Origin of the sequence: Bacillus sp. WMMC1349 (genome assembly GCF_013155385.1) — a bacterium.
Taxonomy (GTDB): Bacteria; Bacillota; Bacilli; order Bacillales; family Bacillaceae; genus Bacillus.
Genome location: NZ_JABJUQ010000006.1, coordinates 25,664 through 52,500, shown reverse-complemented (window position 1 = coordinate 52,500; position 26,837 = coordinate 25,664). Strand labels below are relative to the sequence as shown.

The 26,837-nt window shown below is 38.8% G+C and carries 24 protein-coding genes, 1 rRNA gene and 1 pseudogene (1 of these 26 cut by a window edge); 2 read left to right on the top strand and 24 right to left on the bottom strand.

Annotated features, from left to right (window positions below; translation table 11 throughout):
• From HOO54_RS02125 to HOO54_RS02045, 17 genes and pseudogenes are all read right to left on the bottom strand, one after another.
• Positions 1 to 778: ribosomal RNA gene (locus HOO54_RS02125) — 16S ribosomal RNA — on the bottom strand (it extends 772 nt beyond the left edge of the window).
• Positions 779 to 1,101: 323 nt separating this feature from the next.
• Positions 1,102 to 2,601: a lysine--tRNA ligase gene (gene lysS, locus HOO54_RS02120; RefSeq protein WP_172292074.1), complete on the bottom strand. Its 1,500-nt coding sequence runs from the start codon at positions 2,599 to 2,601 to the stop codon at positions 1,102 to 1,104.
• A gap of 79 nt (positions 2,602 to 2,680) precedes the next feature.
• Positions 2,681 to 3,682 carry a tRNA dihydrouridine synthase DusB gene (gene dusB / locus HOO54_RS02115; protein WP_172292018.1) on the bottom strand — a complete coding sequence of 334 codons (1,002 nt, stop codon included), beginning with the start codon at positions 3,680 to 3,682 and terminating at the stop codon, positions 2,681 to 2,683.
• Between the two features lie 14 nt (positions 3,683 to 3,696).
• On the bottom strand, positions 3,697 to 3,906 hold the full coding sequence (locus HOO54_RS02110) for a helix-turn-helix domain-containing protein (protein WP_172292016.1): 210 nt from the start codon (positions 3,904 to 3,906) through the stop codon (positions 3,697 to 3,699).
• Positions 3,858 to 4,358 (bottom strand): 2-amino-4-hydroxy-6-hydroxymethyldihydropteridine diphosphokinase, encoded by a 501-nt coding sequence (gene folK, locus HOO54_RS02105; RefSeq protein ID WP_172292014.1) that lies wholly within the window; start codon positions 4,356 to 4,358, stop codon positions 3,858 to 3,860. Before folK ends, HOO54_RS02110 begins: the two co-directional genes overlap by 49 nt.
• The gene (gene folB / locus HOO54_RS02100; protein ID WP_172292072.1) at positions 4,355 to 4,717 is read right to left on the bottom strand and encodes a dihydroneopterin aldolase; all 363 of its coding nucleotides are present in this window, start codon (positions 4,715 to 4,717) and stop codon (positions 4,355 to 4,357) included. Before folB ends, folK begins: the two co-directional genes overlap by 4 nt.
• Positions 4,710 to 5,567: a dihydropteroate synthase gene (folP, locus tag HOO54_RS02095; RefSeq protein ID WP_172292012.1), complete on the bottom strand. Its 858-nt coding sequence runs from the start codon at positions 5,565 to 5,567 to the stop codon at positions 4,710 to 4,712. The genes folB and folP overlap by 8 nt, the downstream gene beginning before the upstream one ends.
• A gap of 21 nt (positions 5,568 to 5,588) precedes the next feature.
• Entirely contained in the window at positions 5,589 to 6,446 is an 858-nt protein-coding gene (pabC, locus tag HOO54_RS02090) for an aminodeoxychorismate lyase (protein WP_172292010.1), read from the bottom strand.
• Positions 6,443 to 7,027: an aminodeoxychorismate/anthranilate synthase component II gene (gene pabA / locus HOO54_RS02085; RefSeq protein ID WP_172292008.1), complete on the bottom strand. Its 585-nt coding sequence runs from the start codon at positions 7,025 to 7,027 to the stop codon at positions 6,443 to 6,445. The genes pabC and pabA overlap by 4 nt, the downstream gene beginning before the upstream one ends.
• Positions 7,024 to 8,451, bottom strand: coding sequence for an anthranilate synthase component I family protein (locus HOO54_RS02080; RefSeq protein WP_172292006.1), 1,428 nt, complete (start codon positions 8,449 to 8,451; stop codon positions 7,024 to 7,026). The genes pabA and HOO54_RS02080 overlap by 4 nt, the downstream gene beginning before the upstream one ends.
• Positions 8,452 to 8,640: 189 nt before the next feature.
• Complete coding sequence (gene recA, locus HOO54_RS02075) at positions 8,641 to 9,717, bottom strand: recombinase RecA (RefSeq protein WP_253907581.1); 1,077 nt, start codon at positions 9,715 to 9,717, stop codon at positions 8,641 to 8,643.
• A gap of 337 nt (positions 9,718 to 10,054) precedes the next feature.
• A complete protein-coding gene (locus tag HOO54_RS02070; protein WP_172292002.1) occupies positions 10,055 to 10,588 on the bottom strand; it encodes a serpin family protein in 534 nt (177 codons plus the stop codon).
• Positions 10,589 to 11,021: 433 nt separating this feature from the next.
• Positions 11,022 to 11,198, bottom strand: coding sequence for a hypothetical protein (locus HOO54_RS25330; RefSeq protein WP_253907579.1), 177 nt, complete (start codon positions 11,196 to 11,198; stop codon positions 11,022 to 11,024).
• Entirely contained in the window at positions 11,185 to 12,453 is a 1,269-nt protein-coding gene (locus HOO54_RS02060) for an MFS transporter (RefSeq protein WP_172292070.1), read from the bottom strand. The genes HOO54_RS25330 and HOO54_RS02060 overlap by 14 nt, the downstream gene beginning before the upstream one ends.
• Positions 12,454 to 12,768: 315 nt before the next feature.
• Positions 12,769 to 13,443, bottom strand: coding sequence for a hypothetical protein (locus HOO54_RS02055; RefSeq protein ID WP_172292000.1), 675 nt, complete (start codon positions 13,441 to 13,443; stop codon positions 12,769 to 12,771).
• Positions 13,444 to 13,922: 479 nt separating this feature from the next.
• Positions 13,923 to 15,206: an IS110 family RNA-guided transposase gene (locus HOO54_RS02050; protein WP_172291902.1), complete on the bottom strand. Its 1,284-nt coding sequence runs from the start codon at positions 15,204 to 15,206 to the stop codon at positions 13,923 to 13,925.
• Between the two features lie 122 nt (positions 15,207 to 15,328).
• A pseudogene (locus tag HOO54_RS02045) lies at positions 15,329 to 15,691 on the bottom strand (response regulator aspartate phosphatase); the annotation flags it as partial.
• Between the two features lie 331 nt (positions 15,692 to 16,022).
• Here HOO54_RS02045 and HOO54_RS02040 point away from each other — a divergent pair.
• Together HOO54_RS02040 and HOO54_RS02035 are read left to right on the top strand one after the other, a co-directional pair.
• Positions 16,023 to 18,611: a T7SS effector LXG polymorphic toxin gene (locus HOO54_RS02040; RefSeq protein WP_172292224.1), complete on the top strand. Its 2,589-nt coding sequence runs from the start codon at positions 16,023 to 16,025 to the stop codon at positions 18,609 to 18,611.
• 30 nt (positions 18,612 to 18,641) lie between these two features.
• Positions 18,642 to 19,046, top strand: coding sequence for a hypothetical protein (locus tag HOO54_RS02035; protein ID WP_172292222.1), 405 nt, complete (start codon positions 18,642 to 18,644; stop codon positions 19,044 to 19,046).
• Between the two features lie 97 nt (positions 19,047 to 19,143).
• Here HOO54_RS02035 and HOO54_RS02030 read toward each other — a convergent pair whose 3' ends face one another.
• From HOO54_RS02030 to HOO54_RS01995, 7 genes are all read right to left on the bottom strand, one after another.
• Positions 19,144 to 20,070 (bottom strand): peptidoglycan-binding protein, encoded by a 927-nt coding sequence (locus tag HOO54_RS02030; protein ID WP_172291992.1) that lies wholly within the window; start codon positions 20,068 to 20,070, stop codon positions 19,144 to 19,146.
• Between the two features lie 61 nt (positions 20,071 to 20,131).
• Positions 20,132 to 20,395, bottom strand: coding sequence for a phage holin (locus tag HOO54_RS02025; RefSeq protein WP_172292220.1), 264 nt, complete (start codon positions 20,393 to 20,395; stop codon positions 20,132 to 20,134).
• Between the two features lie 12 nt (positions 20,396 to 20,407).
• Positions 20,408 to 20,620 (bottom strand): BhlA/UviB family holin-like peptide, encoded by a 213-nt coding sequence (locus HOO54_RS02020; protein WP_172291990.1) that lies wholly within the window; start codon positions 20,618 to 20,620, stop codon positions 20,408 to 20,410.
• A 58-nt stretch (positions 20,621 to 20,678) separates the two neighbouring features.
• Positions 20,679 to 21,128, bottom strand: a complete 450-nt coding sequence (locus HOO54_RS25055) for an XkdX family protein (RefSeq protein ID WP_375335794.1) — start codon at positions 21,126 to 21,128, stop codon at positions 20,679 to 20,681.
• A gap of 14 nt (positions 21,129 to 21,142) precedes the next feature.
• Positions 21,143 to 22,510 (bottom strand): phage baseplate upper protein, encoded by a 1,368-nt coding sequence (locus HOO54_RS24005; RefSeq protein ID WP_253907590.1) that lies wholly within the window; start codon positions 22,508 to 22,510, stop codon positions 21,143 to 21,145.
• Between the two features lie 13 nt (positions 22,511 to 22,523).
• Positions 22,524 to 25,085 carry a peptidase G2 autoproteolytic cleavage domain-containing protein gene (locus HOO54_RS02000; RefSeq protein WP_172292218.1) on the bottom strand — a complete coding sequence of 854 codons (2,562 nt, stop codon included), beginning with the start codon at positions 25,083 to 25,085 and terminating at the stop codon, positions 22,524 to 22,526.
• A gap of 36 nt (positions 25,086 to 25,121) precedes the next feature.
• Positions 25,122 to 26,834, bottom strand: a complete 1,713-nt coding sequence (locus HOO54_RS01995; protein ID WP_172292216.1) for a phage tail protein — start codon at positions 26,832 to 26,834, stop codon at positions 25,122 to 25,124.
• Positions 26,835 to 26,837: the final 3 nt, after the last annotated feature.

The following is a 26,837-nucleotide window of genomic DNA, read 5'->3' as shown; positions in this document are numbered from 1 at the left end:
GCTTTCGCGCCTCAGCGTCAGTTACAGACCAGAGAGTCGCCTTCGCCACTGGTGTTCCTCCACATCTCTACGCATTTCACCGCTACACGTGGAATTCCACTCTCCTCTTCTGCACTCAAGTTCCCCAGTTTCCAATGACCCTCCCCGGTTGAGCCGGGGGCTTTCACATCAGACTTAAAGAACCGCCTGCGCGCGCTTTACGCCCAATAATTCCGGACAACGCTTGCCACCTACGTATTACCGCGGCTGCTGGCACGTAGTTAGCCGTGGCTTTCTGGTTAGGTACCGTCAAGGTACCGCCCTATTCGAACGGTACTTGTTCTTCCCTAACAACAGAGTTTTACGATCCGAAAACCTTCATCACTCACGCGGCGTTGCTCCGTCAGACTTTCGTCCATTGCGGAAGATTCCCTACTGCTGCCTCCCGTAGGAGTCTGGGCCGTGTCTCAGTCCCAGTGTGGCCGATCACCCTCTCAGGTCGGCTACGCATCGTTGCCTTGGTGAGCCGTTACCTCACCAACTAGCTAATGCGCCGCGGGTCCATCTGTAAGTGGTAGCCGAAGCCACCTTTTATGATTGAACCATGCGGTTCAATCAAGCATCCGGTATTAGCCCCGGTTTCCCGGAGTTATCCCAGTCTTACAGGCAGGTTACCCACGTGTTACTCACCCGTCCGCCGCTAACCTTTCGGGAGCAAGCTCCCTATGGTCCGCTCGACTTGCATGTATTAGGCACGCCGCCAGCGTTCGTCCTGAGCCAGGATCAAACTCTCCATAAAATGGAGTGCAGATTAAGTTCGTCACTTGTGACGATATCTGCCCTGACTTGCACTAAATGTGCTTTGTATTTCTTGTTTCTTGAATTAACAGGTACGTTTAGTCTTGTTTAGTTTTCAAAGATCATTTGTTAAGCGACCTTTATATTATATCTAAATCTTAATATAAAGTCAATAACTTTTTTTAATTTCTTTTTTTCTCTCATTGCCTGTTTTTGTGGCAACGAATAATAATATACCACCATATTAATAATAGTGCAATACTTTTTTTAAAAAAATATAATAAAAGAAACAACAGCCGATATACAGCTGTTGCTTCAGGATGATTAGCGATGTCTCATTTGCGGGAATAATAAAACATCTCTAATAGAAGGTGAATTTGTCAAAAGCATAATTAACCGGTCAATACCGATTCCCAAACCACCTGTAGGCGGCATTCCATATTCCAATGCTTCAATATAATCCTCGTCCATCATATGAGCTTCATCATTTCCTGCTTCACGTTCTTTAAGCTGGTCCTCAAAGCGCTCTTTTTGATCTATCGGATCATTTAATTCAGTAAATGCATTGGCATGCTCACGACCGACAATAAATAGTTCAAACCGATCTGTAAAACGGGGGTCATCTGGATTCTTTTTAGCAAGTGGTGAAATTTCCACAGGATGACCGTAAATAAAGGTTGGTTGAATAAGAGTTTCTTCAATTTTTTGCTCGAAGAACTCATTAATGATATGTCCAACAGTCATATTTTCATTGATTTCAATCCCATGCTCTTTAGCATATGCTTTTGCTTCATCTAAAGTGACTTCTTTCCAAAAATCAACACCAGTCGCTTCTTTAACAGCGTCTACCATATGAAGTCTCTTCCACTCAGGTTTAAGGTCAATCTCATGTTCACCATATTGAATTGTTGTCGTTCCATAAACTTCTTCTGCAATGTGGGCAATGAGGTTCTCAGTCAAACTCATAATATCTTTATAATCAGCATAAGCCTCATAAAGTTCAATCATTGTAAATTCGGGGTTATGCCGAGTGGAGACTCCTTCATTACGAAATACACGCCCAATTTCATAAACCTTTTCTAACCCACCAACAATCAGTCTTTTCAAATGAAGCTCAATCGCAATTCTCATATAAAGCTCCATATCAAGTGCGTTATGGTGTGTGACGAACGGACGAGCAGAGGCGCCTCCAGCAATATCGTGCATCATAGGTGTTTCAACCTCTAGATATCCATGGCTATCTAAGTATCTTCTCATTGACTGAATGATTTTACTGCGCGCGATAAATGTTTTTTTGCTATCAGGATTCATAATTAAATCTAAGTATCGCTGACGGTAGCGTTGTTCTATATCCTTTAATCCGTGATATTTATCAGGAAGTGGACGAAGTGCTTTTGCCAATAGTTCAAAGGATGTCGCTTTAACAGATAACTCGCCTACTTTTGTTTTAAACATCACACCCGTGATACCGACCAGATCACCTAAGTCAGAGCCTGTAAATAATTCATACTCTTCATCTCCGACACTGTCTTTTCTTATATAAATCTGTATTTGTCCTTTTAGATCTTGAATATGAGCGAAACCAGCTTTACCTTTTCCACGTTTCGTCATCATTCGACCAGCAACCGTTACTTTAATGGCTTTTTCTTCTAGTTCTTCCTTTGTGAACTCACTGTATAGATCATGAAGTTCAGCTGATTGATGGCTGCGTTCAAAACGCTGGCCAAACGGATCCCTACCGCTTTCTCTTAATTGATTCATTTTGTCCCGTCTGACTTGCAATTGGTCATTTAACTCTTCATGGTTTTGTTCTCCATGATTCATCAATATCACTCCGTTACTTTTATTTTTGAAAAAAGCAGAAAAACTGCCAGTTAAAACTGGCAGTGAGCAGAGGAAGGCTTTATCCTGCTTTTTCATCCTGAAGCTCTTTTGCCTCTACTTCGATCGTAAACGCATCCAAAAGCTGGACAAGTTCAGCTTTTGTTTCACAATGATTGATTTCATTCCGGACCTTCGCGTTTCCTCTTATGCCTTTTAAATACCAGGCTGCGTGCTTTCTCATCTCACGAACTGCCACATTTTCTCCTTTTAATTCAATTAATCGGTCAAGGTGAAGCTTGCAGACAGAAATTTTTTCACGCACCTTAGGTTCATCCTTTAATTCACCTGTTTCAAGGTAATGAACCGTACGGTAAATCATCCAAGGGTTTCCCAAAGCGGCCCGACCAATCATCACACCGTCTACTCCTGTTTCATCAAGCATACGTTTGGCATCTTGAGGGGTGTTTACATCCCCATTCCCGATAACAGGTATCGAAACGGCCTGTTTCACCTCTTTAATGATATCCCAGTTTGCCGTTCCTTCATACATTTGCACGCGGGTCCGCCCATGAAGAGCTACAGCTTTTCCCCCTGCCCGTTCAACAGCTCTAGCATTTTCAACTGCATAAATATGATTTTCATCCCAGCCCATTCTCATTTTAACAGTTACAGGCTTATCAACCGCTTCAACAACTGAAGAAACCATTTCATAAATTTTATTAGGATCAAGCAGCCATTTAGCACCCGCATCACACTTCGTAATCTTTGGTACTGGACATCCCATATTAATATCAATAATATCAGCTGTTGTGTTTTGGTCAACAAATTTCGCAGCTTCAACAAGTGTTTCTTTTTCGCCACCAAAAATTTGTAAGCTCAATGGTTTTTCTCGCTCATCAATATAAAGCATCCCCATCGTTTTTGCATTGTTATAAAGGATCGCTTTGTCACTTACCATTTCAGCGCATACCAATCCAGCTCCGAATTCTTTCACCGTTAATCGGAATGCAGAATTACACACTCCTGCCATCGGTGCCAACACAACCCTGTTTTTTAATTCTATATCACCGATCTTAAACATTTTTTATCCTCCTTTCATTCCTTTGGAGGGGATAATTCCTCCATTGTTAAATTTAAAGTTCTAGCTATATCTCTCACCATAAGATCAGATGGCATGCGATTTCCCCGTTCAACTTCTCCAAGAACAGAAACGGATATACCCAATGTCTTAGCGAGCCCTTCTTGGGTATAACCTTTTAATTTTCTATACGCACGAATTCTTCTACCCCAGATTTCTGCTTCCATACCCTTACACCTTCTCGATTTTCTACATCATCTATAGACCCCTTAAAATCAGGGAAAATCTCTAGCAATGGGATGAGTACAAACAAGCGTTCATTCATTCTCGGATGAGGAATGATGAGTTGTTCTGTCTCAATATTTTCACGATTATACAGTAAAATGTCAAGATCTGCAGTCCTCGGCCCCCACCTTATTTCTCGTGTTCGACCCAACTCATTTTCAATACTTTGCATCAACTGAAGCAATTTGAACGGAGAGAGGGACGTCTTAACACCCACAACCATATTTAAAAAGGGGGCCTGTTCAGTATACCCGACAGGGTCGGTTTCATAGATTGAAGAAATATCAAAAACCGTCACACATGGGTGTTGATGGAGGAGTTGAATTGCTTTTTTTAAATAGACTTCCCGCGGAGCGATATTTGAGCCTAGCGCGATATATGCTGTGTGTTTCATGGGCGTGTTCTCGTCATTTCTATAGCTACAGATCGATAATGACCAGGTATCGGTGGATCAGGTTTTATCACTTTAACCGTACATTTCTGAACTCTTTCAAAGCGCTTGAAAACATTCTCAGCAATCGTTTCTGTAATCGATTCAACAAGTTTTACTGGCTTTCCTTCGACAACCTCTTTGCACAACTCATAAAGCTCTGCATAATTAATTGTTGCTTCAAGACAATCCGTTTTCCCCGCCTCACTTAGATCTAAAAATGCAGTTAAATCGACGCGAAACCGCTGTCCAAGCACATTCTCCTCTTTGTATACACCATGATAACCATAAAACTCCATACCTTCGATATAGACTTTATCGATGATAAACGCCTCCTTTATCCATCATAGCATCCATCATTTTAGCCATTCTCGAGATTTGTTTGACATCATGCACTCTAACGATGTCACATCCTTTTTGAATGCCGAGACACACAGTAGCCCCCGTGCCTTCTGCCCGCTCTTCAGGCGGAAGATCCAAGACTCGTCCAATAAATGTTTTGCGTGAAGTTCCCAATAGGACTGGATATCCTAGCTGACAAAATGCCTCTAGCTGTTTCATGACAGCAAGATTGTCGGAATAGGTTTTAGCAAATCCGATCCCAGGGTCAATCACAATATGATGTTCTTTGACTCCAGCAGTTTTTGCAATACTCACACTTTCCATCAGATCTGATATCATATCAGGTATTAAATTTGTATAATTTCGCTCTTTTCGATTATGCATTAAAACAATTGGGACATCATGCGCAGCCGTGATAGATGCCATTTGAGGATCTGCTTTAGCTCCCCAAACATCATTAATGATGACGGCACCCGCTTTAATGGCTTCATCCGCAACTTTCGCTTTATAAGTGTCAATCGAAATTGGTACATCGATTTCCTGAACGAGCTTTTCAATGATAGGAATAACTCTTGTCAGTTCTTCATCAAGAGAAACCTTATCTGCACCAGGTCTTGTTGATTCCCCGCCGATATCAAGAATATGAGCACCGTCTTTCACCAATTGTTTCGCATGGATCACAGCTCGATCGATACTATTGTATTTTCCTCCGTCTGAAAACGAATCAGGTGTTACATTTAAAATTCCCATAATTAACGTTTGATCTTCATATGACAATGTGTGGTGTTTTGCAGTAAGCTGTTTTGAACGAATCAATGTTTGCGGTGTCATATCCTTCACCCTCTAAATCATTTATTTATAGTCGTTTATTTTAGTTCTATCTTTAGCATATAGCTGTTGTAGACTTTTTGCCATGTTTCCATTCTTCCCTGGAAAGACAGCATGACCAATTTTGTAAAACGGGACAATTTCTTGGACAGAATTGGTCATCCAAGCCTCATCGGCACGAAGTAAATGTTCCAATGAATATTCCCCTTGCATGACTTTTATATTCAATTTTTTCAGAAGTTCAATGACATAACGCCTTGTTACACCATCCAAAATTCCAGTTTTAAGAGAAGGCGTAAACACACTGTCATTTATTTTCCAGAAAATATTAGAAATAATCCCTTCTGCTACAGCCCCATCATCCGTAAGAAAAATCCCTTCTTTTCCCGGATCATTCCCCAACTCCCTTTTTCCGTACAAGTTGTTTAAGAAATGATGAGATTTTAAGCGAAATAAGCCCTCTGGGGTATTTCTATGAACTTGTAGGACAACTCCTTCCTTTTCAGCAGGAACGGATTCAGGCTGAAAAGGGTTGATCAGCACCATAAGGACGGGATCTTTGTATGGTTCAGCAGAAAGACCTGAACCAGCTAAACCAGCAGATAGATTGACTCGAACCCTTGCATTTCCGCTTGTTAGCTGATTAATCTCTAAAAGATTTTCCAATATTTTCAGCACATCATCCTCAGTCAAGGATGCTTCGATTTTCAGGTCGTCTAATGCTTTTTTAAGTCGTTCCATGTGCCATTTTAAAAGAAACGGCTGACCTTGATAAAGACGAAATGTTTCAAACACACCAATGCCGTATAAAAAACCATGATCAAGAGGAGAAAGTCTTGCTTCCTCCTCCTTCACATATTCACCGTTTAGATAGATGATCATGCGTTCACTTTCTTTCGGTAAGTCTTAATAAAGTTTTTCAACATATCTTTTCCAAATGGTGTCATAATTGACTCTGGATGAAACTGAACACCCTCTAGCGGCAGTTCCTTATGCCTGATCGCCATGATTTCCCCTTCTTTTGTCCATGCAGACTTGATAAAGCAGTCAGGTAATGTGTCGTCCTTTACAATTAAGGAATGATACCTAGTAGCAATCAACGGGTTTTCAAGATTTTGAAAAATCGTCAACCCATCATGGAAGATTTCTGATGTTTTCCCGTGCATTAACCGCTCTGCTCTAATGACATGACCGCCAAATGCTTGGGCAATTGACTGATGTCCAAGACACACTCCGAAAATCGGAATTTTCCCTGCAAAAAAGCGGATCGCTTCAAGACTGATCCCAGCTTCATCTGGACTGCATGGTCCAGGGGAAATCATCAAAAAATTAGGTGACATATCATCTATTTCCGATACTGTGATTTCGTCATTTCTCTTCACAATCAATTCTTCACCAAGCTCACCTAAATACTGCACCAAATTGTAGGTAAATGAGTCATAATTATCAATCATCAATATCATAGCTCAGCTCTCCTCTGCTCTTTTTTCTCTTCTTCACTCAACTTTAACGCCGTTTCCATCGCAACTGCTTTTTTAAATGATTCTTGATACTCATGCTTAGGATTGGAATCAATGACAATCCCTGCTCCTGACTGCATAAAAGCCTGACCTGCTTTAACAAAAATCGTTCGGATGACGATATTAAAGTGCATATCTTGATTATATCCAATCCATCCTATAGAACCAGTATAAAGCCCTCGCCTCGTTGGCTCAAGTTCCTCGATAATTTCCATTGTTCTAACCTTTGGCGCTCCTGTAATTGTACCACCCGGAAATACAGCATGAATCACATCTACCGGATCACATTCTTCTCTTATTTCTCCACAAACATTTGAAACAATGTGCATGACATGGGAGTACTTTTCAATGACCATAAATTCGTTGACTTGGACAGAACCGTACTTCGACACTTTACCAAGATCGTTACGCTCTAAATCAACAAGCATCACATGTTCGGCACGCTCTTTCTCATTCATGATGAGTTCAGCGGCAAGTGCCAAATCTTCGGCATCATCAGCTCCGCGAGATCTTGTTCCGGCGATGGGTCTCGTCTCAAGCAAGGAACCTTTCTTTTTAATGAGCAGCTCGGGAGACCCGCAAATGACTTGAAAATCAGGAGTTTCTAAATATGCCATATAAGGTGAAGGATTGACCTTCCTTAACATTTTGTAGACTTCAAAAGGCGATACAGAAAGCCTCTGTGATTGTCGCATAGAAAGATTGACCTGAAATACATCTCCGCTAGCAATGTATTGTTTTATTTTTTCCACCGCTTCAACAAAACCAGCCTCCGTAAATGATGCAGCAAACGATGCTCCATCACTTTCATCTGGGTTTACTCGTTTTGTATATTCCCGAAGGTCTGACATCCACATCGTTTCAAGAATACTTAGTTTCACGTCTGCTTTTGTGTGATCTTCACCGCAGTGAGTAATCAACCACAGCATTTCCTTCGCATGATCATAAACGGCTACATCATCAAATACTAGAAAAAATAAATCCGGTGTTTGCAAGTCATCGATCGCCAAAAGTTTAAATTTTTCAATATAGCGAGCATAATCATAACTTAAAAAGCCGACTGCCCCGCCCTGAAAATCGGGGAAGTCAGCAATCGTTTCCGTTTTCAGTGTTTGAAACCATTCAGTAAACTGTACGAATGGGTCTCCTTCCCTGTATAATGTTTCTCCTTGATAACGAATTTTGGTAATACCATCTTTCCCCTCCGCTATAGCGATTGGATCAAGACCAGCTATACTGTATTCTCCACCTCTAGCGCTTTCCAGAAGAATGTGGTGTTCTTTGCCTACTGCAAGGCACTCATACTGTTTCAAAAACTGTTCATAGGAGTAAGGTAATGTTCTGGCTACCGGCCTTCTTACTGTCATCTTATCATTCCTCTGCCAATAATCTACTGTTCTTATTGTAGCAAATCTTTTTTTGAGGAAAACAAGATTTCATTTCCAATATGAAAAATCCCCCTAAGTATGGTCACTCAGAGGGGAATTTTTTTAACTATTAATCAAACTGATATAACGGAGTGCTTAAATATACATTAAGTCACCATAAATTTTTTCTCAATGACAAGGCTTCTCGACTTCCAAAAGGGAGTCTTGTTCTTCTTTATTCTTTTTTCCTTCATTAATATGGTTGCATTCTTCAAAGTATTCTTTGATATCTTTCTCAACAGCGGACTTTATACTTTCATTTTCTTTTAAAAACATTATAGCGTTTTCTCTTCCCTGTCCCAGTCTTTCTTCCTTATAAGAAAACCATGTTCCACTTTTCTGAACTATACCAGCATCAGACCCAAGATCAATAAGCTCTCCAGGTTTTGAAATGCCTTCACCGTAAAAAATATCGAATTCTGCAATTTTAAAAGGCGGTGCAATCTTATTTTTTACTACTCTTATTTTTGTTCGGTTTCCAATAACTCTTTTTTCTTTATTTTTTAAAACTTCACCCCGTCGAACGTCAATACGAATAGTAGCATAAAATCGTAACGCTCTTCCTCCAGTTGTAGTTTCTGGATTGCCATAAGTCCCTATCTTTTCACGAATCTGATTTATCATAATGACAATTACATCATTTTGATTAATTGCAGCAGATAACTTACGCAATGCTTGCGACATAAGGCGTGCCTGCAATCCAACATGTGAATCGCCCATTTCACCTTTAATCTCGGCTTTGGGTACAAGTGCTGCAACAGAATCAATCACAATAATGTTCACTGCACTGCTTCTAACCAAAGCTTCCGCAACTTCTAAAGCTTGCTCACCACTATCTGGTTGTGAGACCAATAATTCATCTATATTTACACCTAACTTTTGAGCATAATGAGGGTCTAAAGCATGTTCTACATCAATAAACACAGCTTGCCCCCCTGTTTTTTGCACTTCAGCAATTGCATGTAAAGCTAATGTTGTTTTCCCAGAACTTTCTGGACCATAAATTTCAGTTATCCTCCCCTTCGGATATCCTCCTAAACCTAAAGCTAAATTTAAACTTATGGAGCCACTTGATACAGTTTCAATTTGCAAAGATGGTTTTTCACCCATTTTTATAATTGCACCTTTTCCAAAAGCCTTTTCAATATCTTTTAATGCTTTTCCCAAGGCTTCTTCTCTTCCGATTGTTTTATTCTCTGCCACCATCACATAAATCATCTCCTAACAGAACATTCGTTCCTATCATAGCACATTTATTTCTAAAATAGAACATATATTCTCAATAAGTTCTAAAAACTTCCTGAAAGACGACAGTTTAAGCTGCCTCTAAAATACTTAAATAACTTAACTAAGGATCTTAAACGCCTTAGATACTTTTAGGTTTTTCTGCTTTAACTATGAAGTCTCAATACACGAGCCTTATAAAAAATCATCATATCGACTATGGTTGTTTTCAAACCCAACTGTGGACACCACGACAAAAAGAGGTCGATCAATAGACCTAACAATAAAAGCAGGCCGCCGAGGCCTGCTTTACTTTAGTTTAATTGTTGATGGCAGGAGAAGGAACAGATTTCGGACCACCATAATCATTTGTTATATACTCCTGCGTATGAATTTTCTTTTTACGTTTTCTGTCCTTATACCATGTTACCCTGTGCTTTACTTGACGAACAAACCCAGCCATTCTCCAATATTTTCTGTCTGTGTAATAAATCCAATCATTATAATTAGCAATGATATAGTTCCCTACAATCCCCGCAAGGGTTAAATGTTTGATACCCGTATAGAGTCCCATTGCAGTAGCCGCCGCAGATACTGTAGTCCAGACGATTTTATTACTATACTTTGAAGTTGCGTAATATCTCCATTTCCCAGCTGTGTCCGCTTTTTTATCATCCCCCAAAACTGTCCCCTCTGGCAATACAGACGAAGTAATAGGAGCAGCCTTTTTCACCACAGCATCATTCGAAAGCTCTTGAGACGGTAATTCACTGGCACTCGCCAATGTAGTTAGAGGTGACACTATTCCAACCAATAAAGACAAAGACAACAACGAAACTATTAACTGTTTCATCATTTCTATTAAATTCCTCCCTTTATATATTTTGTAATACAAAATTATGATATCATAAATGAAAGCGTTTGAATATATTTATTTATGAAAAAATATCCAAAGGTGGTAATTTTATTGAAAGATGTCATAAGGATGGTAATTAAGATTATAGGAATTATTGGTTTTATTTTAGCCATTGTACAAATTTCAATTGGTTGGTTCATAGGATCTTTCTGCACGGGTCTTTATTTCATAACCGAAAAGGACAATAAACAAAAAAAATTCGCTTTATTCGTAGGAATCTTAGCGCTTTTGTTTTCATTCTATTATTTATTCACTCAAACAAGTATTTTTTAATCAGCAATAAAAGCAGGCCTGATGGCCTGCTTTCTGACTTGATTATAAAATTTAGTTCCAAGATGCCAATACACCATGACTTCAAATGAATTGTCTACTATATGTTCTTCGTCCTCTTTCTCCATCCTCTGTTACCTTTCTCTAGAACAGCTTTTTGTTCCTCTATTGCTTCCCTGACTTCACTTTCAATCTGTTCCGCATCAATATTGTCTTTTCCTTTAACTTGCTGAATATGAACAATCAGTGTGTTTGAGGTTACATTATATTGAGGCACTTGCCTTTTTTTCCTTGATAAGATCTGATTCCTTAGCCTTGGCTAGTTTCGTGAACAGTAAAATTCCAAGACCTGCGAGAAGTTCAATTAAACCACCAAACGCGATCACCTTGCCAGCTCCAAATGTGACTGCTGCATACCCACAGACTATTGAACCTAGTGGAAAAGCAAAGTTTCCAATCATACGGATGATAGCAAATACTTGAGGCTGATCATCACCATCAACGGTTTTTTGAATAATTGTGTACTCTGGTACATTGATTGAGCTTACTGCTGCTCCAAATACAAAGGCAGCAATAAATACAAGTGGTAAAATTGTAAATAATCCTGTGATGAAGAAAGATGTGCCTTCAATAATTCCAGCTGTTATGAAAAGAAGTCCATATCTATTGATCTTTACCTTAGTAAGGATAAGCCCAAGTAAAAAAGCACCGGTAGTTGTTGTAGCCTTCAAAAGCGAATGAATAAACGGCGTGGCATTTAAATCTTCTGAAACATAAACGGCGGAAAGTGCTTCCCATGGAGTTGCTGCTAAATTCATAAAAATACAATAGATGGCTAATGGAAATAGGATTCTATGATGTCTAACCAAAGAAAATCCTCTTTTTAATCTTTCCTTATATGTACCTCTATTTTTCTCAGTTTCGTGTACAGCAGATTGCTGTTCGATTTGATACTTGATACAAAGAACAAAAATGCCAGAAATGATATAAAGTATAAAAGAAATGATCAATGTCGTTGCTGGTCCGATCAAAGTCAAGAGGAAACCGCACAGTGTTACAGTACCAAGCTTCGCAATTTCAGAGGAAGACTGGAGGATTGCATTTGCTTTTTGCATGAAATTTTCATGGATAATTTGCGGAATCAGGGTAATTGATGCAGGATGATATGTGGCTCCAGTTGCTGAATAAATAATCATGAGGCTCAAAATAAACCACATAGGTGAGAAACCGTTGAAATAACAAATTGGTATTGATAGCACAACCACTGCTCTTGTTAAGTCAGAGAAATACATCCAAAACTTCAAAGTGCTTCTTTTCATTAACGGACCTGTCACCGGTCCCAACAAAGCTTCCGGTAGAAAGGTAACAGCAATTAATAAAGATGTACCGATAGCACCTTCTCCACTAAAAATAAGAAACCATAAAATCGAGTAGAATGCAAAGCTGTCAGCCGAAATTTTGATGATCCTTGAAAAAAAGAGAAAAGTGAAATTCTTATTCCAAACAGTTAATGTCCCATTTAATTTCTCCATCACGCAGAGTCCCTTCCTGTCCCTATTTAAACAATATTAAAATAACACCAATAATTTTAACATAAAATTGATTATTTGGATTATTTTATTTAATATCTGTTAAATAAAAGAAGGAAAGTGAAAAGGGTTAAGCAAATTTAAATTTAGAAAAAAAGCAGATCAATGTGATCTGCACTAATTTGTTTCCTTTATTTTTAATGAGATTAGGACAACATCCTGTCAGCAACCTTGTAAGTAGCGTTATCTAGTTGACTGTAAGTTACTCCTAGGGTAGTGCCCGCCACACCCAATATTAAAATTACGCAAACTAATATTTTAGATTTCATCTAATACCACACTCCTCTTGATTAGTCGCTTCGCCTCTACTGCAGCACGATAAAAATCAAGGGCATCATACACCTTTTCCCTTCTTCTTAGAACTTCTGCTGCAACTATAGCGTACTCTTCCAAGTCTGCATACATACCTCTTTCCTTGAAGAACTTAAATGATTCCCTAACTAAGTCCGTATCATTTTCAAGATAAAGTCCTTTAAGAAGTTCCATCTTCGCAAGGTCATCTAACTTTTGATTCGTTTCAGCAAATTCTTTTCCTTCTAAATATAAATCATTGGCAACAATAGTGTTACCTTGCTTTACTTCAACATGCGCAAGGTTAAATATTACTCTACCTTGATAACTATTATTCTCTTCTCTGTATATTTCAAGGGATTTTCGTAGATGACTGGAGGATTTCTCAAGTTCTTCAAGTTGATCATAACATATTCCAAGGTTTGCGTGTGCCATTCCCATTAAATAACCCACATTCATTTTTTCAGATTCAAATAGTGCTTGATATAGATTATCTAATGATTTCTCAGGACACATGTGATCTAACCAGTTTCCAGCCATAATAAACTGACTTTGAATACGACGCTGACCATATGTTTCATGATCCTTGAATATATTATATGCTTGAGTTGCATAATCCATCGAAAACAAAGTTTGTTTCATATTGTAATAAAGTTCTGAAATTTTAAAATAAAACTCAGCTTTCTCTAACTCATCGCAGTTGAAGACTTCAAGTTTATTTTCTGCACTCCCTCAATAAAGTTCGTTTTTCTTCCAAATACTCATGCATTCTCACTATTTCATAACCACCATATAGTTGACACACCAATATTACTGGATATCTTTTTAATATATATAAAATATTTACAAGGAATAAGCCATCCTATCTACCAAACTGGATTAGTTTGGAAAACAAGTGTATAACCGTGCTAGGAATTCTCCACACAAATCACGGTCGCTAACCCTCCCATATCTCTCCGGATCGTATCCATACTTTCCTTCGTCCTGCGTATCCATGAGGTGGAGGTTGGAAATGCTCCTATGCTGGGTCTAAAGCCCGAATGGTGAAAATAAGCTCCAACTCTGCACTATTGGTGTTTGTATGAGAAATTGTTGGTCTTTAGAGTGTATTTCTAAAGACTTTAAACAACCTGTAATTCTTGGGTTCGAGGCAATCCTCTTAATAGTTTAGAACCATCAAACTGACATTGTTTTTGCCCAATGACAAATAATACACGTAGTAACTTACAACACAAGGCAATGAGTGATTGTTGCTTTTTCAATGGCTTTTCAGATCGCATTGTATAGTATTGATGCAATGCTTTAAACGTCGGATTATGAGCGACTAATGGGCGAATAGCCAAATATAAAGCTCGTCGCAAACGACTTCGTCCTCTTTTCGTAATTCGTGTTTGACCCTTGAATTTACCAGAGCTATGTTCTCGTAAAGAGAGACCTGCTAAATTTACTAGCTGTTGGGGATGACTATATTTTGTCATGTCACCTACCTCTGAAAAAAACAGAGCGATTGTCGTAGATCCTAATCCTGGTATCTCCATCATTTGTTTGGCTCCTGGAAGTGTTTCTACTAGAGCTTCTAGCTCTTTGTCTAACTGTGCTAACTGTTGCTTATAAAGCTCATATTGGTCGAGTAAATAATCTAGTTCACGCTGGGCAAACTGAATACCAATTTGAATACCAATACTCTTCTTCGCAGCTTCTACTAGCTTCCTCGCTCGTTTTATTCCCACTCCTCGTTGAACAAATGGTTTCCATTTCTTAAGCACCTCTTCCGCTGACATTTCTTTAATTTGAGACGGAAATGGAAACATACGCAACGTACAAAAAGCTGCTTTTCCTTCCCAATCTCTAAACACATCAAAGAATTCAGGGAAGTAGCGTTGTATATGATTTTGGATGCGACCTTCTGTGGTCATCAGTTGCTTTGTGAGCTGATCTCGTAATTTGACGCCTTCTCTTAATTCGGCATAAACGCCATCTAAGAGGTTTGGTACGGAGTATCGCCCATCCTTAATCAACTGCCCTATTACTCGAGCATCCTTTGTATCATTCTTGGTAGGGGAATTGTCATCTAGTTCTTTACTTTTCTTTACATGCATTGGATTTACCATGACAAAATCGTACCCTTTTTCTACCAAAAAATAAGCGAGGCTAAACCAGTAATGACCAGTCGGCTCTACGCCAAGAATGACGTGATTCTTGCCATTTTCTTTTCGAAGACTTTCCGCCCAAGTCACTAATTTTTGAAAGCCATGTTTTCGATTTTCAAAAATCAAGCGTTTTCCGAACTCGATACCTCGGTCATCTTGTGCACGTGCTACATGTTTATCCTTGGCAATATCAATGCCAACAATAAGAGTTAAAGGTGTAATTTGAGAGATTTTATGATTTTGTGTATAATTCATTATTGAGTCCTCCTTGGTTACTTAAATTAAGGGTCCATTTTTGCTTCGAAGCTTTGGACACCTCGTATGATACCAAGGGGCTCTTTTTTTGTTCAACTCTCAAATTTCTTCATTACAGGAATGCTCCTATAATACCTTAAAGCATGTAACAATTCTTTTTGTCTAAAATGATACATCCCTGAAAAGAAATGATAGTAGTAGTCAAGCATACCTTCTAGGTTATTCTTTTCTCTAATCTCTCTAAACTCCTCAAATCGTTCCTCAAGACTACCACCAGAACCAGCACACAAATAGTCGAGCTGGAGTTTATGTCGAAATTCTAATAGCGAGTAATAAATCAGGACGTCTTGATTCTCTTCCATATTATCAAGTAACTGTCTAACTTCCTTTTTTGTTATCTCCGCCTTTTCTATCCAGTTGTTCTTTAGTGAGTTATACCAAAAATTCATTTTTGTAGCAACTAAATCATAAGGAATTATTTCCACTCAATTTCTCCCCTTTTCCCAATATTTTATTTTTTGAAAATAATCAGAATAATATATCCTCTTTCTTATCGTAAATATTCTACACAATACCCCACTTTTTGACAACCATATATTGTTATAGTTCCCAAAAAACATCTGTTGATTGATGGCAAATAAAAATTCATAGAGAAGAAAAAACCATTTATTGGGATCTTATACCTAATCCTAAAGATTCATTTTCTTAGAATGGAAAAAATATCCTACCACCCTTTTTATTAACATGATAAAATTTTAACTGATTGCTATTTTTATGATGTTGTTTAAAAAAATAACTATCTGAAAGGAAAATGTGATGGCAGACAAGAAAAAGAAAAACAAAGAGTTAGACAGTTCAGCTAAAGTTTTTGAAGCCAGTACTTTAGTTGAAAGAGCCGATCAACGTAAAAAAGATTATAAAAACCTAAAAGAGAAACTTCAAACGCTAAAAACAGCCTGTCTTGGAGTGGCAGATTTAGGTGATGATTTCACAGGAAAAGGCGCAGATAACATTAAAGAGTTTTTTAGAGGACAGGCTGAGGTTGTCGACAGTTGGATCACTCTTGCCGATATGCAGATCTCGTTTTTTAATGGGGTTTCTGGTGATATCGAAGCGAAAAAATTGCCCGATTCGTACATTGAAATGTCTTTTTTAAAGACTGAATTAAAAAATGCAGATAAAAAATCCGATCAAATCGTTGACTCTCTCAAGAGTAGCATGGATCGGATCATAGACCGAGTGAGCGACATCGTTGATCTGGATAAGTGGACTGACCACAATTACACAGTAGAGATGTCAAAAGCACAAACAACTCGGGAAAATGCAATTGATGCAGTAGACGATTTGGATAAATTTATGACAGGTGAATACACACAAGCATTGGCTGAAGCCGAAAGTGTCTCCAAAAAATTATCAGCATTGATGGAAGCCACAAGTAATGGCAAAAGCGCTTCTCCTATGTATTTTGATAAAAAGGCTTTTCACTCGAATAAGTTATATAAAGAAGCAATCAAAACCGACAAACAAGCGACTACATATATTAATGCGAAAAAAGAGCAAGCAGAAGCCCGCAGAATTGCAGAGTTGCAAGAGAAGCTTGCAAACGTATCTGACCCTGATGAATATGTTAAAATGGCTAAAGAAATTGGTTATAACAACCTTTCACCAGAACAACAGGAGTATGTTAAATCCCTTGAAGAAGAAGATGTTAGTTTCTGGGAACATCCTATTGATTATGTATCAGAGAAGTTAGACGATTTTGATGATGGTGTTATAAATCTTATAGAAACAGGAGAGGAGAAACTAAAAGAAGTTTTAGCACCTGTAGATGAGGCAGGTAAAAAATATCTAGGCTCTGCATACGACTATGCAAAAGGAATAACAGTGGCTAGATATGATTTTGTTAAGGAAACTCTTGAAGGTGTTGTAACACTAAATAAATTTGTAAGAAATTCTGCATTACATCCAGTTAGAACTGCAAACTCAATTATAGAATTCGACTATAAAAAAGCTTGGAATTCTGCTTGGGATGAAGTAAAAGAAAAATGGGATAAAAACTTTGTACATGGAGATTTGTATTCAAGGACACATTATGCTGAATATCTTAAATTAAATATCGTCACTACATTTATATCAGGTGGTGCCGGTGCAGCATCAAAGGGTGCATCAATTGCTTCGAAAGCTGGAAGATTTGCAAGCGCTGCGGGTAAATCAATAGTCAAACAAGGAATCAAAGGCGCTGGAAAAACGGCAATCAAACAAGGAATCAAAGGTGCTGGACACGTTGGAATAGTCGTAGGAAACAGAGTCGTTAAAGATCTCAAGGAAGTTGGAGAACTAATCAAAAAAGGACTCATAAAAATAGGAGACTTACCTAACCCAGTTGCACGGGAGATCCTCGTAACAGAAGGAATTCCTATACATGCGCTTACTTTACGGCAGTCTGGACATGAGATGATTCAGTTCATCAAGAAGTCGTTTGATCATTTTACAAGTCCTAAAGGTGGAAAAGCTCATGGTGGGGACGGCATTAAGAAGACTCCGAAAGGTGACCATGGTGGAGAACCTAAAGTTCCACATAAATCAAAACCGAAGTCACACGAATCAATTCAGAAGGTTGAGAAGAATAAAGAAGCAACCAAAAGCACTGGAAAAGTGACCGAAAAACACGAAGGCAAAAATGTTCAAAAAGGCAAGCATGGTGACGGAGATCCCAAAACTCCGCATCAACCAAAATCAAAATCACACGAGCCAGTTCACAAGGTTGATAAGCATCACGAGTCTACTAAAGGTGCTGAAAACGTTTCTGGTAAGCATCCTCATGAGTCTTCTAAGCCGAGGAAGCATGAATCTGGGAAAGATGTTGACAATGGGACTAAGGGTACTCGTAATCTTATTGGAAAAACTTTAAAAGATAGGGCTAACGTCGTAAGAACAAAATTATCTGATTCAATAACAGCATTCAAAAGTTCAGATGAATATTTAAATCTATCTAACACACAGAGGAAAAAAATAGATAGAAAAATAAAGTCACTTACTAAAGGTAATGTTGCTACAGCAGATGTTAATATACCAGGTATAAGAAATGAATTTACTGCTCATAGTCAAATTCATTCTGTGGATAATTTAGGAACGGATGTTATGGATTTTTCATATACACCGACAGATAGTGAGCGTATCTTCAAAAATTATGTAGTAGATCAGTTTCCGAGATATAATGATACAGAAGCGAAGATTCTTGAAGACATTGCATCTAAAATAAAAGACCCAAATATTAAAGGAGAAATTAATCTTTTCTCAGAGTTAGATACTTGTCAAAGTTGTACAAATATTATATTAGAATTCAGAGCAAAGTATCCTAATATAAAGTTAAATGTATTTTCAAATAATACAGTAACTCCATAGGAGTACAGAATTTAAGGGGAGGTTTGTGATATGAATAATAATGTTGATTATGAAAGCATCAAAGATTCCGTTGTATTTAGTTTTGAAGAATATGTAGAGGATGATGGTTTTACAGCACCTCAATCTGCAGCAAAAGTATTTGAAGAAGATTGGAGAGAGCTAAACTATAATATTTTCACAAAGACTGCATATTATATTTGTGTTGCAATAGAGTGTTTTAAATTAAAAGAAATACCTGATTTTATATATGAAAAATTAGATTATTATATTAAAAGTAACGAATTTAAAGTTGAAGCTAATACAGAAGATATAGATCAATTACTGCAAGATATAAATAAATGTAAACAATTAATGGGAAGTAAAGATTATAAGGTTATAGAATCAAGCTTTGGTGCAAAATCACGAATTGAATATATTCTTAGTTTGAAGCCATAAAAAATGGGGGTAAAAGGTGATGTTGTGACAATTTTGTAAATTCATCACCTTTTACCTTATTAGTAATTAAAAACTCAACACCCAGCCTAAAATATGTTCATACAAACAACCTTGTCCAAGTAGCTCTCCCAACAATCCCATCCACAGCCAGACCATTCACCTTTTGAAAAGCTCTCACAGCCTTCTCAAGTCCATGACCAAAGATAGAATCCAGACCATTCACATCATATCCCTTACAGATCAACAACACTTGAAGAATCCAAGTGATATTTCCTTTTGCTCCCTTACGGACATTTACGACAGCCGCACGAGTTTTCGGTCCCCACTCCCCATCTACGACAAGACCGGCATGAAATTGCTTATTTAATTCGGTCTGGAAGCCCTTAAGCAGAGCTTTGTATGTTTCAGGACCTTGATAACCGTCTACCTTAATATTTAACTTATAGCGTTTATTTAACGTACTCTGAATCGTTCTAACAATCGCACGACCACCACTGGAAGATGATTTCTTTGACGACTGCTTTTTAGTTGGTTTAGGAACCGCAGGTGTTGCGTTGTTTACTTTTGATACGAGGACTGGACGTTTACCAGCTTGTAATTGGCTCAAAGTTAAACCGCCCATCATTTCTAAATGTGGGTAATCTTTAAAGCTTTTCCAGTCCCCTCCCCACGCAAATCCTAAAGCCTTTGCAATTTGAGCGACTCTTTTCCACTTAGAATTGACCGTCCAGATCGCTGTTTTGCCATCTGAAGATAATAGAACATAATCGACTGCTAAACCGTAATTGTGGTTAGACTGTCCGGCTTTAGCATTAGTCACAATCTTCCCTGATGCAGTACGTCCTTTCGCATACAGCTTATTTTGTTCCGCAAAAGAACGATAGCCAGATGTCATCTGCACATAAATGTTCTCTTTATATGCCCTTTTGACGACTTCGATTGCTGTTTCTTTCACTACGGGGTGAATACCAGACCCCATATTTCGAATAGAACGATCGATCAATGTTTGTAAAGAAACTGCCATTGTAAAACACCTCTATTTTTTATTTTTGACAATTAAAAGAGACTGCCAACCGGTAGCCCTCTCATTTTGTTAATCCATTTTGTTTTAACACTTCTTTTTGTTTCTTCCCTTTCTCTGTGACATAGTTGTTTTTATACCATGCGACGATTGAAGTAATGATCGTAAACACTGTGGAACCCACCAAATACAAAGTATCTGCCAGTGTGTTTACTTGGTCCTCACTAATCGGCAATGCACCCTTTCCGAACATCATCAAAGTCTGGTTAATAAGTGCAATAAAAAGAAGCACCGTCCGAACGACTGTACCTTTATCAAAATTTTTCATTTTTCTTCACTCCTATTTTAGATTTTTTTCAATTTGATCCAACTTATCAATCACAACATCATATTTCTCACTGAATTTGGCTAGCACTTCATTTTGTGCATCAATCTGTGAATTAAGCTTGTTTTCCCTTTCTTTTGTTGTATTTAATACATAAAACAATATCCAACAAAAAAGAACCGCAAAGGGTCCTTGTGTCATTAAATATTGAGTTAAATCCATCTCCAAAGGCTTCACCTCCTTTAAGGCAAAATAAAAAAGCCCAATCGGCTCTTTTATAGTTCTGTTATTCTGTCTTGTTGCTAGGAGGCTTATTGGAATCGTAAGGTTCTCCAGTGATTTCTTCATATTGTTTCGGTGTAATCCTTCTGGCACCTACTCCATCATGAATTTGTTTCTTCGTCCACAGACCGTCTTTATAAAAGCCTTTCATATATGTGAACCAATCTGCCGTCTTTTCTGATCCTTCTATCGAGATCATATAGTATAGATGAGCAACCTGTTTCCTCAAAATCTCGGTTGCACTAGGTTCAGGCGGAGAAGGCTTCACGCTATCAATATACTCTTGTGTAGCCGATTCAACCCACACCACACCCTTCTCTAGCTGGTATTTAGGATCGTATAGCCCTTCAGGGATTAGCACTGTCGTACTATTAGGCGGTAATGTATCACCATTTATCTCAACATCATCTTCACCAGCATATTTAAAGTTTGCATCATAATAAAGAACGTGCATATTTTTCCCTCCCCTTACCATAACGGAATTCCGACATTAAAAGAGACTCTCGTAACACTTGCATTATCATTCGCCATGATGCCGTCATATCTCAGCTCCCCATCAGTGGTTAAAGAAAAACGAGCGATTCCGTAAGATCCAATTGTAGGTACAACAAAATCAACAAGCCTAGAGAGCTTAATTGTGAACTTTGCGACAATGGTTCCGATAGCCGGTAAGGAACTGAAAGAGCCACGTAACCATAAAACGTTATTATTGACGGAGAATTGTAACGGGAACGCTGAATCTTGCTTTGCCCCATTGATCAGTGTAGCCGCATTCCATTCCGGCGATAAGTCTGACGATGATAAAGACCGTTGCCACCCCTGCCAGCCTTCCGTTTGATCAATATAATTCGTATAAAGGTTGTTTTTCCAATCAAGCGCTATGACATACCCGTACGTACCTAGTCCCTTTTCATCCGTTCCGGTCATATGAAAAAGCCCTCTTGACGAGTGAGGACTCGGCGAGTTTTTGGCTTTCCCAGAACAATAAAAAGTTCCGAATCGTTTGCCGGACTGAACTATTTTCAAATAGAGATCATCCGTATCTCCTATGGATACCAACACGCCCCCAGTGTCATTAGATATTTTAGTTAATTGACCATCATTCCACTTCATTCGTTCCTCAGGCGTAATATGCCGAGTAGAATCTTCATTGTGTGTATCAAAATCAATCTTCGATGCTTGCTTCATATTTTCGACATTAGATAATCCAATCTGTTCTTTTGTAACTGCGTGTGGATTTTCCTTATTCGCTACATGCTGATCCGTATAATGTTTTGCGTTTGCTTCTGCCTTGTTTGCTTTTGCTTGCGCTCCGTCTTTTGTTTCAACGTTATTCAGTTCTGCAAACTTCTTTTGAAGTTCGTCTAATATGTTGTCTGCATGTGCTGCCTTTTCTTGAACAAGGGTTTTGAGCGTCTCAAAATCTTCGATATAATATTCTGCCATCGGGACAATATCCGCATCCACAAGAGCTTGATCAATCTTAAAAGAAAACTTGTGAATACTCATTTTCTGACCGTTATCATAATTGACATAAAGTTCAGCCTGCACTGTCCCAAAATGCTTCATTTGTTCCGAAGTCAAGACATAAAAAATAACGCCTGTAAGAGCGTCTCCGACTTCCGTATGAACATAAAAGTGACTACCGTCCGCGAACTTCATAAACAGTTTTCCGTGAGTCGCGTTTGATATGGGCAATGGTACACCGTCTTTCAATAGTTTAAAGGTTATTTTTGCCGTCCCAGTGTCTTGTGTACTGTATTGAATACTAGTTGATATATTGCGTTTGACTTGTGCGTTTACATCGAACTGAATGCCGGAGTCTTTATATATCATTTAACCACCTCCGTTATATTCCTGGATGAATAAAGACTTTTGCCACACCGTAACCCTGATCTTTATTAAAGTCTTTGCGGATTCGCATGACATAAAGACCTTTACCTTTATCCGATTTTGTACCTATTCCATCGTTAGGTACAATGAAATCACCGGTTTTTACTGTTTCATCAATTCTAACAAACACCTGACCGATTAAACCGACTACATGCCATTCATCGCGATCTTCTCTTGGTGTGTATTCAATCTTAGGATCATAATCTGGGTTTTCTTTCGGGATCTTATATTCACAGCCATCTTTAATCATTGTTTCATAGATCAAACCACCGAACTCGTTTCTAAGATATCGGTCATTCCAGTAAAACGCTGCACCACCCATGATAACGCCGGCAGTTTCAGAAATAACACCGAGAACTTTTTCACCTGTTTGCGCTTTTCGAATTTTATCGCCATCCAATGTCACCAGATAGCCAGATTCAATTTTGTTTCCGTCTTTAGATTCGAAGTATTCCGCAAGGTCCTTTAGGTCTGAAACGCTCTGGACGGCTCCCGTACCTCGTACCGATCCAGCCTCTGCATTCACTTCGACTCGTTTATTAGCCGTTGATGGCTCACTTCCGAACCCCCACACTGTGGTATAACTCTTGTCGTTTATGACATTGACAGAACCGAGAACCATAGCCGAAACTAAATCTTTGCCTTTCACATGGGAATTATTTGAACCCATGACAACAGACCGAGAGCCTTCTGTTGTGGAACCTCCCCGTGTTCCGATCAATACATTAGCGTCACCTTTAGCTTTGCCACCACCAGTAGAGCCGATAATTGCGCTAGTATCTGACAAAGGAGAACCAGAACTTGATGCAGCTCTAAAACCGCCCTTGATATTGTTTGGAACAAAGGGGTAACGTTCACCTGCGATCACAGCCGCATCAGTATATCCAACAGCACGCACCGAAACAATATTTGCTTGGTTGTTTGGCGCTGTTACACCGGCTATCCCACCTTTTGTATGTGTGATACCATTCATTAAATTAACGTAATATACCCCACCGCCTAAGCTAATACCGACTTTTGCCGAATCATGGATTGCAAAGTTTGAGATATGAACATCATCCGTTCGTTGATCGCCTCCGATCACATGAATATCTGTACCAGCTTTTGCGAAACCATGCATTTGTAATCCGTTAACATTAATCTTTCGACTCTTATATTGAAAAGCGATGATTGTTGTCCCTTTATAGTTATACGTAGGATCGCCAATCGCACGGAAGTTTGAAATCATGACATGTTGATAAGCTGAAACGACAAGCGCTCGTGGATCTAGTCCCACACATAGATCATTAAATACTGGTTCACGCGCTGTACAATTGACTAACGTAACATCTCGAGCTGTTTCGCTCCATGGTTCGTTTGCTAAGTGATGTCCAATGTGACGAAGATCAAACGCGCGAACATCTCGAAATGATTCACAACCTGTAATGTGGACGTTAGAAGGCGCCGGCCATTCCGGATGTGCTTTCACTTCAACACCACGAACATTCCCTGACGTATAACAATCAATAACCCAAACGTTTTTAGACCCGTCATCTACCTCGACACCGTTCGAATTTGCCTCTCCAACTGGATGGGCCTTTCCACTAGGATTGGTCATCACACATTGTGTGATAAAAACATACTCACTATAGTGCGTTGTTACTCCGTCATCTCCATACCCCGAACCGACGCATCGATCAAACCAGATATACCGGCATCCACTTTTTGTATAATCAACATCCGCAATATTATAGCTTGGTGCAGAGGCATCAAAACAATGTAACCCCGGATTAATGCCTTCTACTTCTCGCGCAATCCCGAATGTAACATTGGCAAAGGTAAGACAGCTCGAATGTATTCCACCGGTTGCACTTACACCGCCCTGGCGCTCCGAATTCCAATCAAGCGACATTCCTTCTACAACGATATTTCGGTTTCCCTTTACATGATCCGCGTTCGTGACCACCCACTCACTAGCTGGCGTATCTTCGTGCAGTTTCAGCGTAGTAACACCGATGCCTTGACCGACCATGTACGTCCAAGACGGAAGTTTGACGCCTTTTACAATATAGGTACCGGCTGATAGGTTCAGACGTACTTTACCGGTACCAATCGCTTTTTGAAATGCTTCTGTACTATCTTTTATACCGGTCGGATCAGCACCGAAATCGTCAACATTTACATTACGTTTGATTTTTTGTAGTAGCTTACCATACTCCGTATCTAATCGCTCTTTAAGCAAGGGAAATACCTCGCCATCAGCTGTAACTCTCGAATCGACTACCTCTTTAACGTTCGTCCCATCGGTATTTAATATTAAATTTCGTATTCTGTTCTTTAATCCTTCTAAAACCGAAGACACAGAAAAACCGCCGTGATCGACTTGTTTTGATGTATGGGCTGTTTTAGATAATTCATGACTTTTCAAATGATACTCGTGATCATTTAAGGTATTTTCAATACTTTGCATATCTGATTTTAATTGTGCTTGATGACGGGAGTTTCGCGTTTGATCATAATTTTTTATCAGCTGCACCATCTGCCTCACTCCTTTTTAAACAAAAATAAAAAAACGCTATCTGAGCGTTTGAAAAAGTTGGTTGATATATCGTTTTTGATCTCTTAACTGCTTAGCCTGACTAACGGCGATATCTTGAATATCTTTTCTGAAATTGGCGAATATCAATTTTGGACTACTGTAAGGATCTAAAGGATTGTACTGAATGGAGATCAGCCGTACATCATCTTCAAACGTGATACCATCTGCCGTATCAGCTAAGACATGAATCGTATCACCTTTCCAGAAGTCCTGTTCAATTTCTAATAGTTTTGGTTCATAGATATATTGAAAGTCTGCCTCGATTGTCATTTCAGGATATGGATTCACATGTTTTTTAAGCGCTGAAACCATGATACTCGCCTTTTTATATCTTTCATCCCTGATCGGTTCTGCCCAACGTGGTTTTCCTTCGAGTAAAAACTTTTTTTCATCTGGATGAATGTACAAAATCGGCTCAAATTCATATTTTGGTTTTTTGCTATCTGCGCTACTGCCTTTTTTCAAAGCACCATAGCCCCAAGCTCTAGTTGTGCTGTTTTGTGAGTTAATTTTAATGGAGATACCAGGCATATTATAGCGTGAATCTAAGGTGAAATTAATCCGTTTTCCCATCTTTTGATAAACATACATTTTATAGTTATCGACATCGATCTCAAGCTTGTAATCTTGGATAATTTCATCCATCAACTCTGTGGAATTCTTATCCCCAAAATTTTCTTGTTCTGCTGCATCAAATTCTCTTTCAGGCGTTTTAAAAATATATTTGAAATTCGTATCCTTTAACGCAATATCTAACGCCTCTCTTAACTTTAGCTTTTTTGAGACCGTTTCATGAATGCGATTGTTAATCAGAAGCACAGTGAAAATGTGGCTCGCTGATACAGTTTTCCTTAGAACATTTTTCTCTTGACGGATGTTAACATCTGTAATGTAATACTTTTGATGATTGAATTTCTTCTCATCCAAATACAGAATATTATCATTTACCAATAAATCGAATTCTATGGCGTTCTCCTGCGTTTTTGTGATCGTAAAGGTAAAACTCTTCTTCCCTGTCTTATCGTCCATCAGATCGACTGAAACGCCCGTTATTTCGACAACACTTTTTCCATCCTTTGTTGAAACATGTAGTTGTGGAAAGGTAACGTCAGAAGGTAAATTCTGATTGAGTGTGATGTCTTTCCCGTCATACTCTTTACTAGGAAATTCGGGATCAGGTGTCGGTGTATCTGGATCATCTGGTCCGTCAGGGACACCTTCCACAGTGTCATATTGTGTTAGTTTGTAAGTAAAGATTAAACTATTTAATTTAATGGCGTAATTCGGATCAGTCGCATAACCGGCTTCAACAAGTGCGGCTGTTGCTTTCTTGTAATCTTTTTCCCCTACGACAGCTTGATAGTGATTAGGATCCCAGCTTGTCCCGTTGACATATAACTTGGCTAAGTCTTGAATCGATTCAGACCAAGATGGGTATTTGCAAAACCTGGCTTGCACGGGAGTAGGTTTTCCGTTCTTGTCATATTCAGTCGTCCACATGAGGACATATTGTCCTTTATACGTACCTTTCATTCCGAATAAATTCTTTCCCTGCTGGGCTAGCTCACTTGTACCCCATCCACTTTCTAAACAGGCTTGAGCAATAATCAGGGAAGCAAGAATATCATGCTTTTTATAAACTCTCTGTGCGTCTGGTGCAATCTGTTTAATAAAATCTAAATTTGCCATATC

Bases quoted from the DNA above. Each gene is read 5' to 3' on its own strand.
- HOO54_RS02000 (WP_172292218.1), bottom strand. From the start codon at position 25,085: ATGGTGCAGCTGATAAAAAATTATGATCAAACGCGAAACTCCCGTCAT.
- HOO54_RS02055 (WP_172292000.1), bottom strand. From the start codon at position 13,443: ATGAAACAAACTTTGTTTTCGATGGATTATGCAACTCAAGCATATAAT.
- HOO54_RS25055 (WP_375335794.1), bottom strand. From the start codon at position 21,128: ATGCACGTTCTTTATTATGATGCAAACTTTAAATATGCTGGTGAAGAT.
- HOO54_RS01995 (WP_172292216.1), bottom strand. From the start codon at position 26,834: ATGGCAAATTTAGATTTTATTAAACAGATTGCACCAGACGCACAGAGA.
- HOO54_RS02040 (WP_172292224.1), top strand. From the start codon at position 16,023: ATGGCAGACAAGAAAAAGAAAAACAAAGAGTTAGACAGTTCAGCTAAA.
- folP (WP_172292012.1), bottom strand. From the start codon at position 5,567: ATGACACCGCAAACATTGATTCGTTCAAAACAGCTTACTGCAAAACAC.
- pabA (WP_172292008.1), bottom strand. From the start codon at position 7,027: ATGATATTGATGATTGATAATTATGACTCATTTACCTACAATTTGGTG.
- HOO54_RS02030 (WP_172291992.1), bottom strand. From the start codon at position 20,070: ATGGCAGTTTCTTTACAAACATTGATCGATCGTTCTATTCGAAATATG.
- HOO54_RS02060 (WP_172292070.1), bottom strand. From the start codon at position 12,453: ATGGAGAAATTAAATGGGACATTAACTGTTTGGAATAAGAATTTCACT.
- HOO54_RS24005 (WP_253907590.1), bottom strand. From the start codon at position 22,510: ATGATATATAAAGACTCCGGCATTCAGTTCGATGTAAACGCACAAGTC.
- dusB (WP_172292018.1), bottom strand. From the start codon at position 3,682: ATGTTTAAGATCGGTGATATAGAATTAAAAAACAGGGTTGTGTTGGCA.
- HOO54_RS02050 (WP_172291902.1), bottom strand. From the start codon at position 15,206: ATGAATTATACACAAAATCATAAAATCTCTCAAATTACACCTTTAACT.
- recA (WP_253907581.1), bottom strand. From the start codon at position 9,717: ATGGTGGCAGAGAATAAAACAATCGGAAGAGAAGAAGCCTTGGGAAAA.
- HOO54_RS02025 (WP_172292220.1), bottom strand. From the start codon at position 20,395: ATGAAAAATTTTGATAAAGGTACAGTCGTTCGGACGGTGCTTCTTTTT.
- folK (WP_172292014.1), bottom strand. From the start codon at position 4,358: ATGAAACACACAGCATATATCGCGCTAGGCTCAAATATCGCTCCGCGG.
- lysS (WP_172292074.1), bottom strand. From the start codon at position 2,601: ATGAATCATGGAGAACAAAACCATGAAGAGTTAAATGACCAATTGCAA.
- HOO54_RS02080 (WP_172292006.1), bottom strand. From the start codon at position 8,451: ATGACAGTAAGAAGGCCGGTAGCCAGAACATTACCTTACTCCTATGAA.
- HOO54_RS02070 (WP_172292002.1), bottom strand. From the start codon at position 10,588: ATGAAACAGTTAATAGTTTCGTTGTTGTCTTTGTCTTTATTGGTTGGA.
- HOO54_RS02035 (WP_172292222.1), top strand. From the start codon at position 18,642: ATGAATAATAATGTTGATTATGAAAGCATCAAAGATTCCGTTGTATTT.
- HOO54_RS02110 (WP_172292016.1), bottom strand. From the start codon at position 3,906: ATGGAAGCAGAAATCTGGGGTAGAAGAATTCGTGCGTATAGAAAATTA.
- pabC (WP_172292010.1), bottom strand. From the start codon at position 6,446: ATGATCATCTATCTAAACGGTGAATATGTGAAGGAGGAGGAAGCAAGA.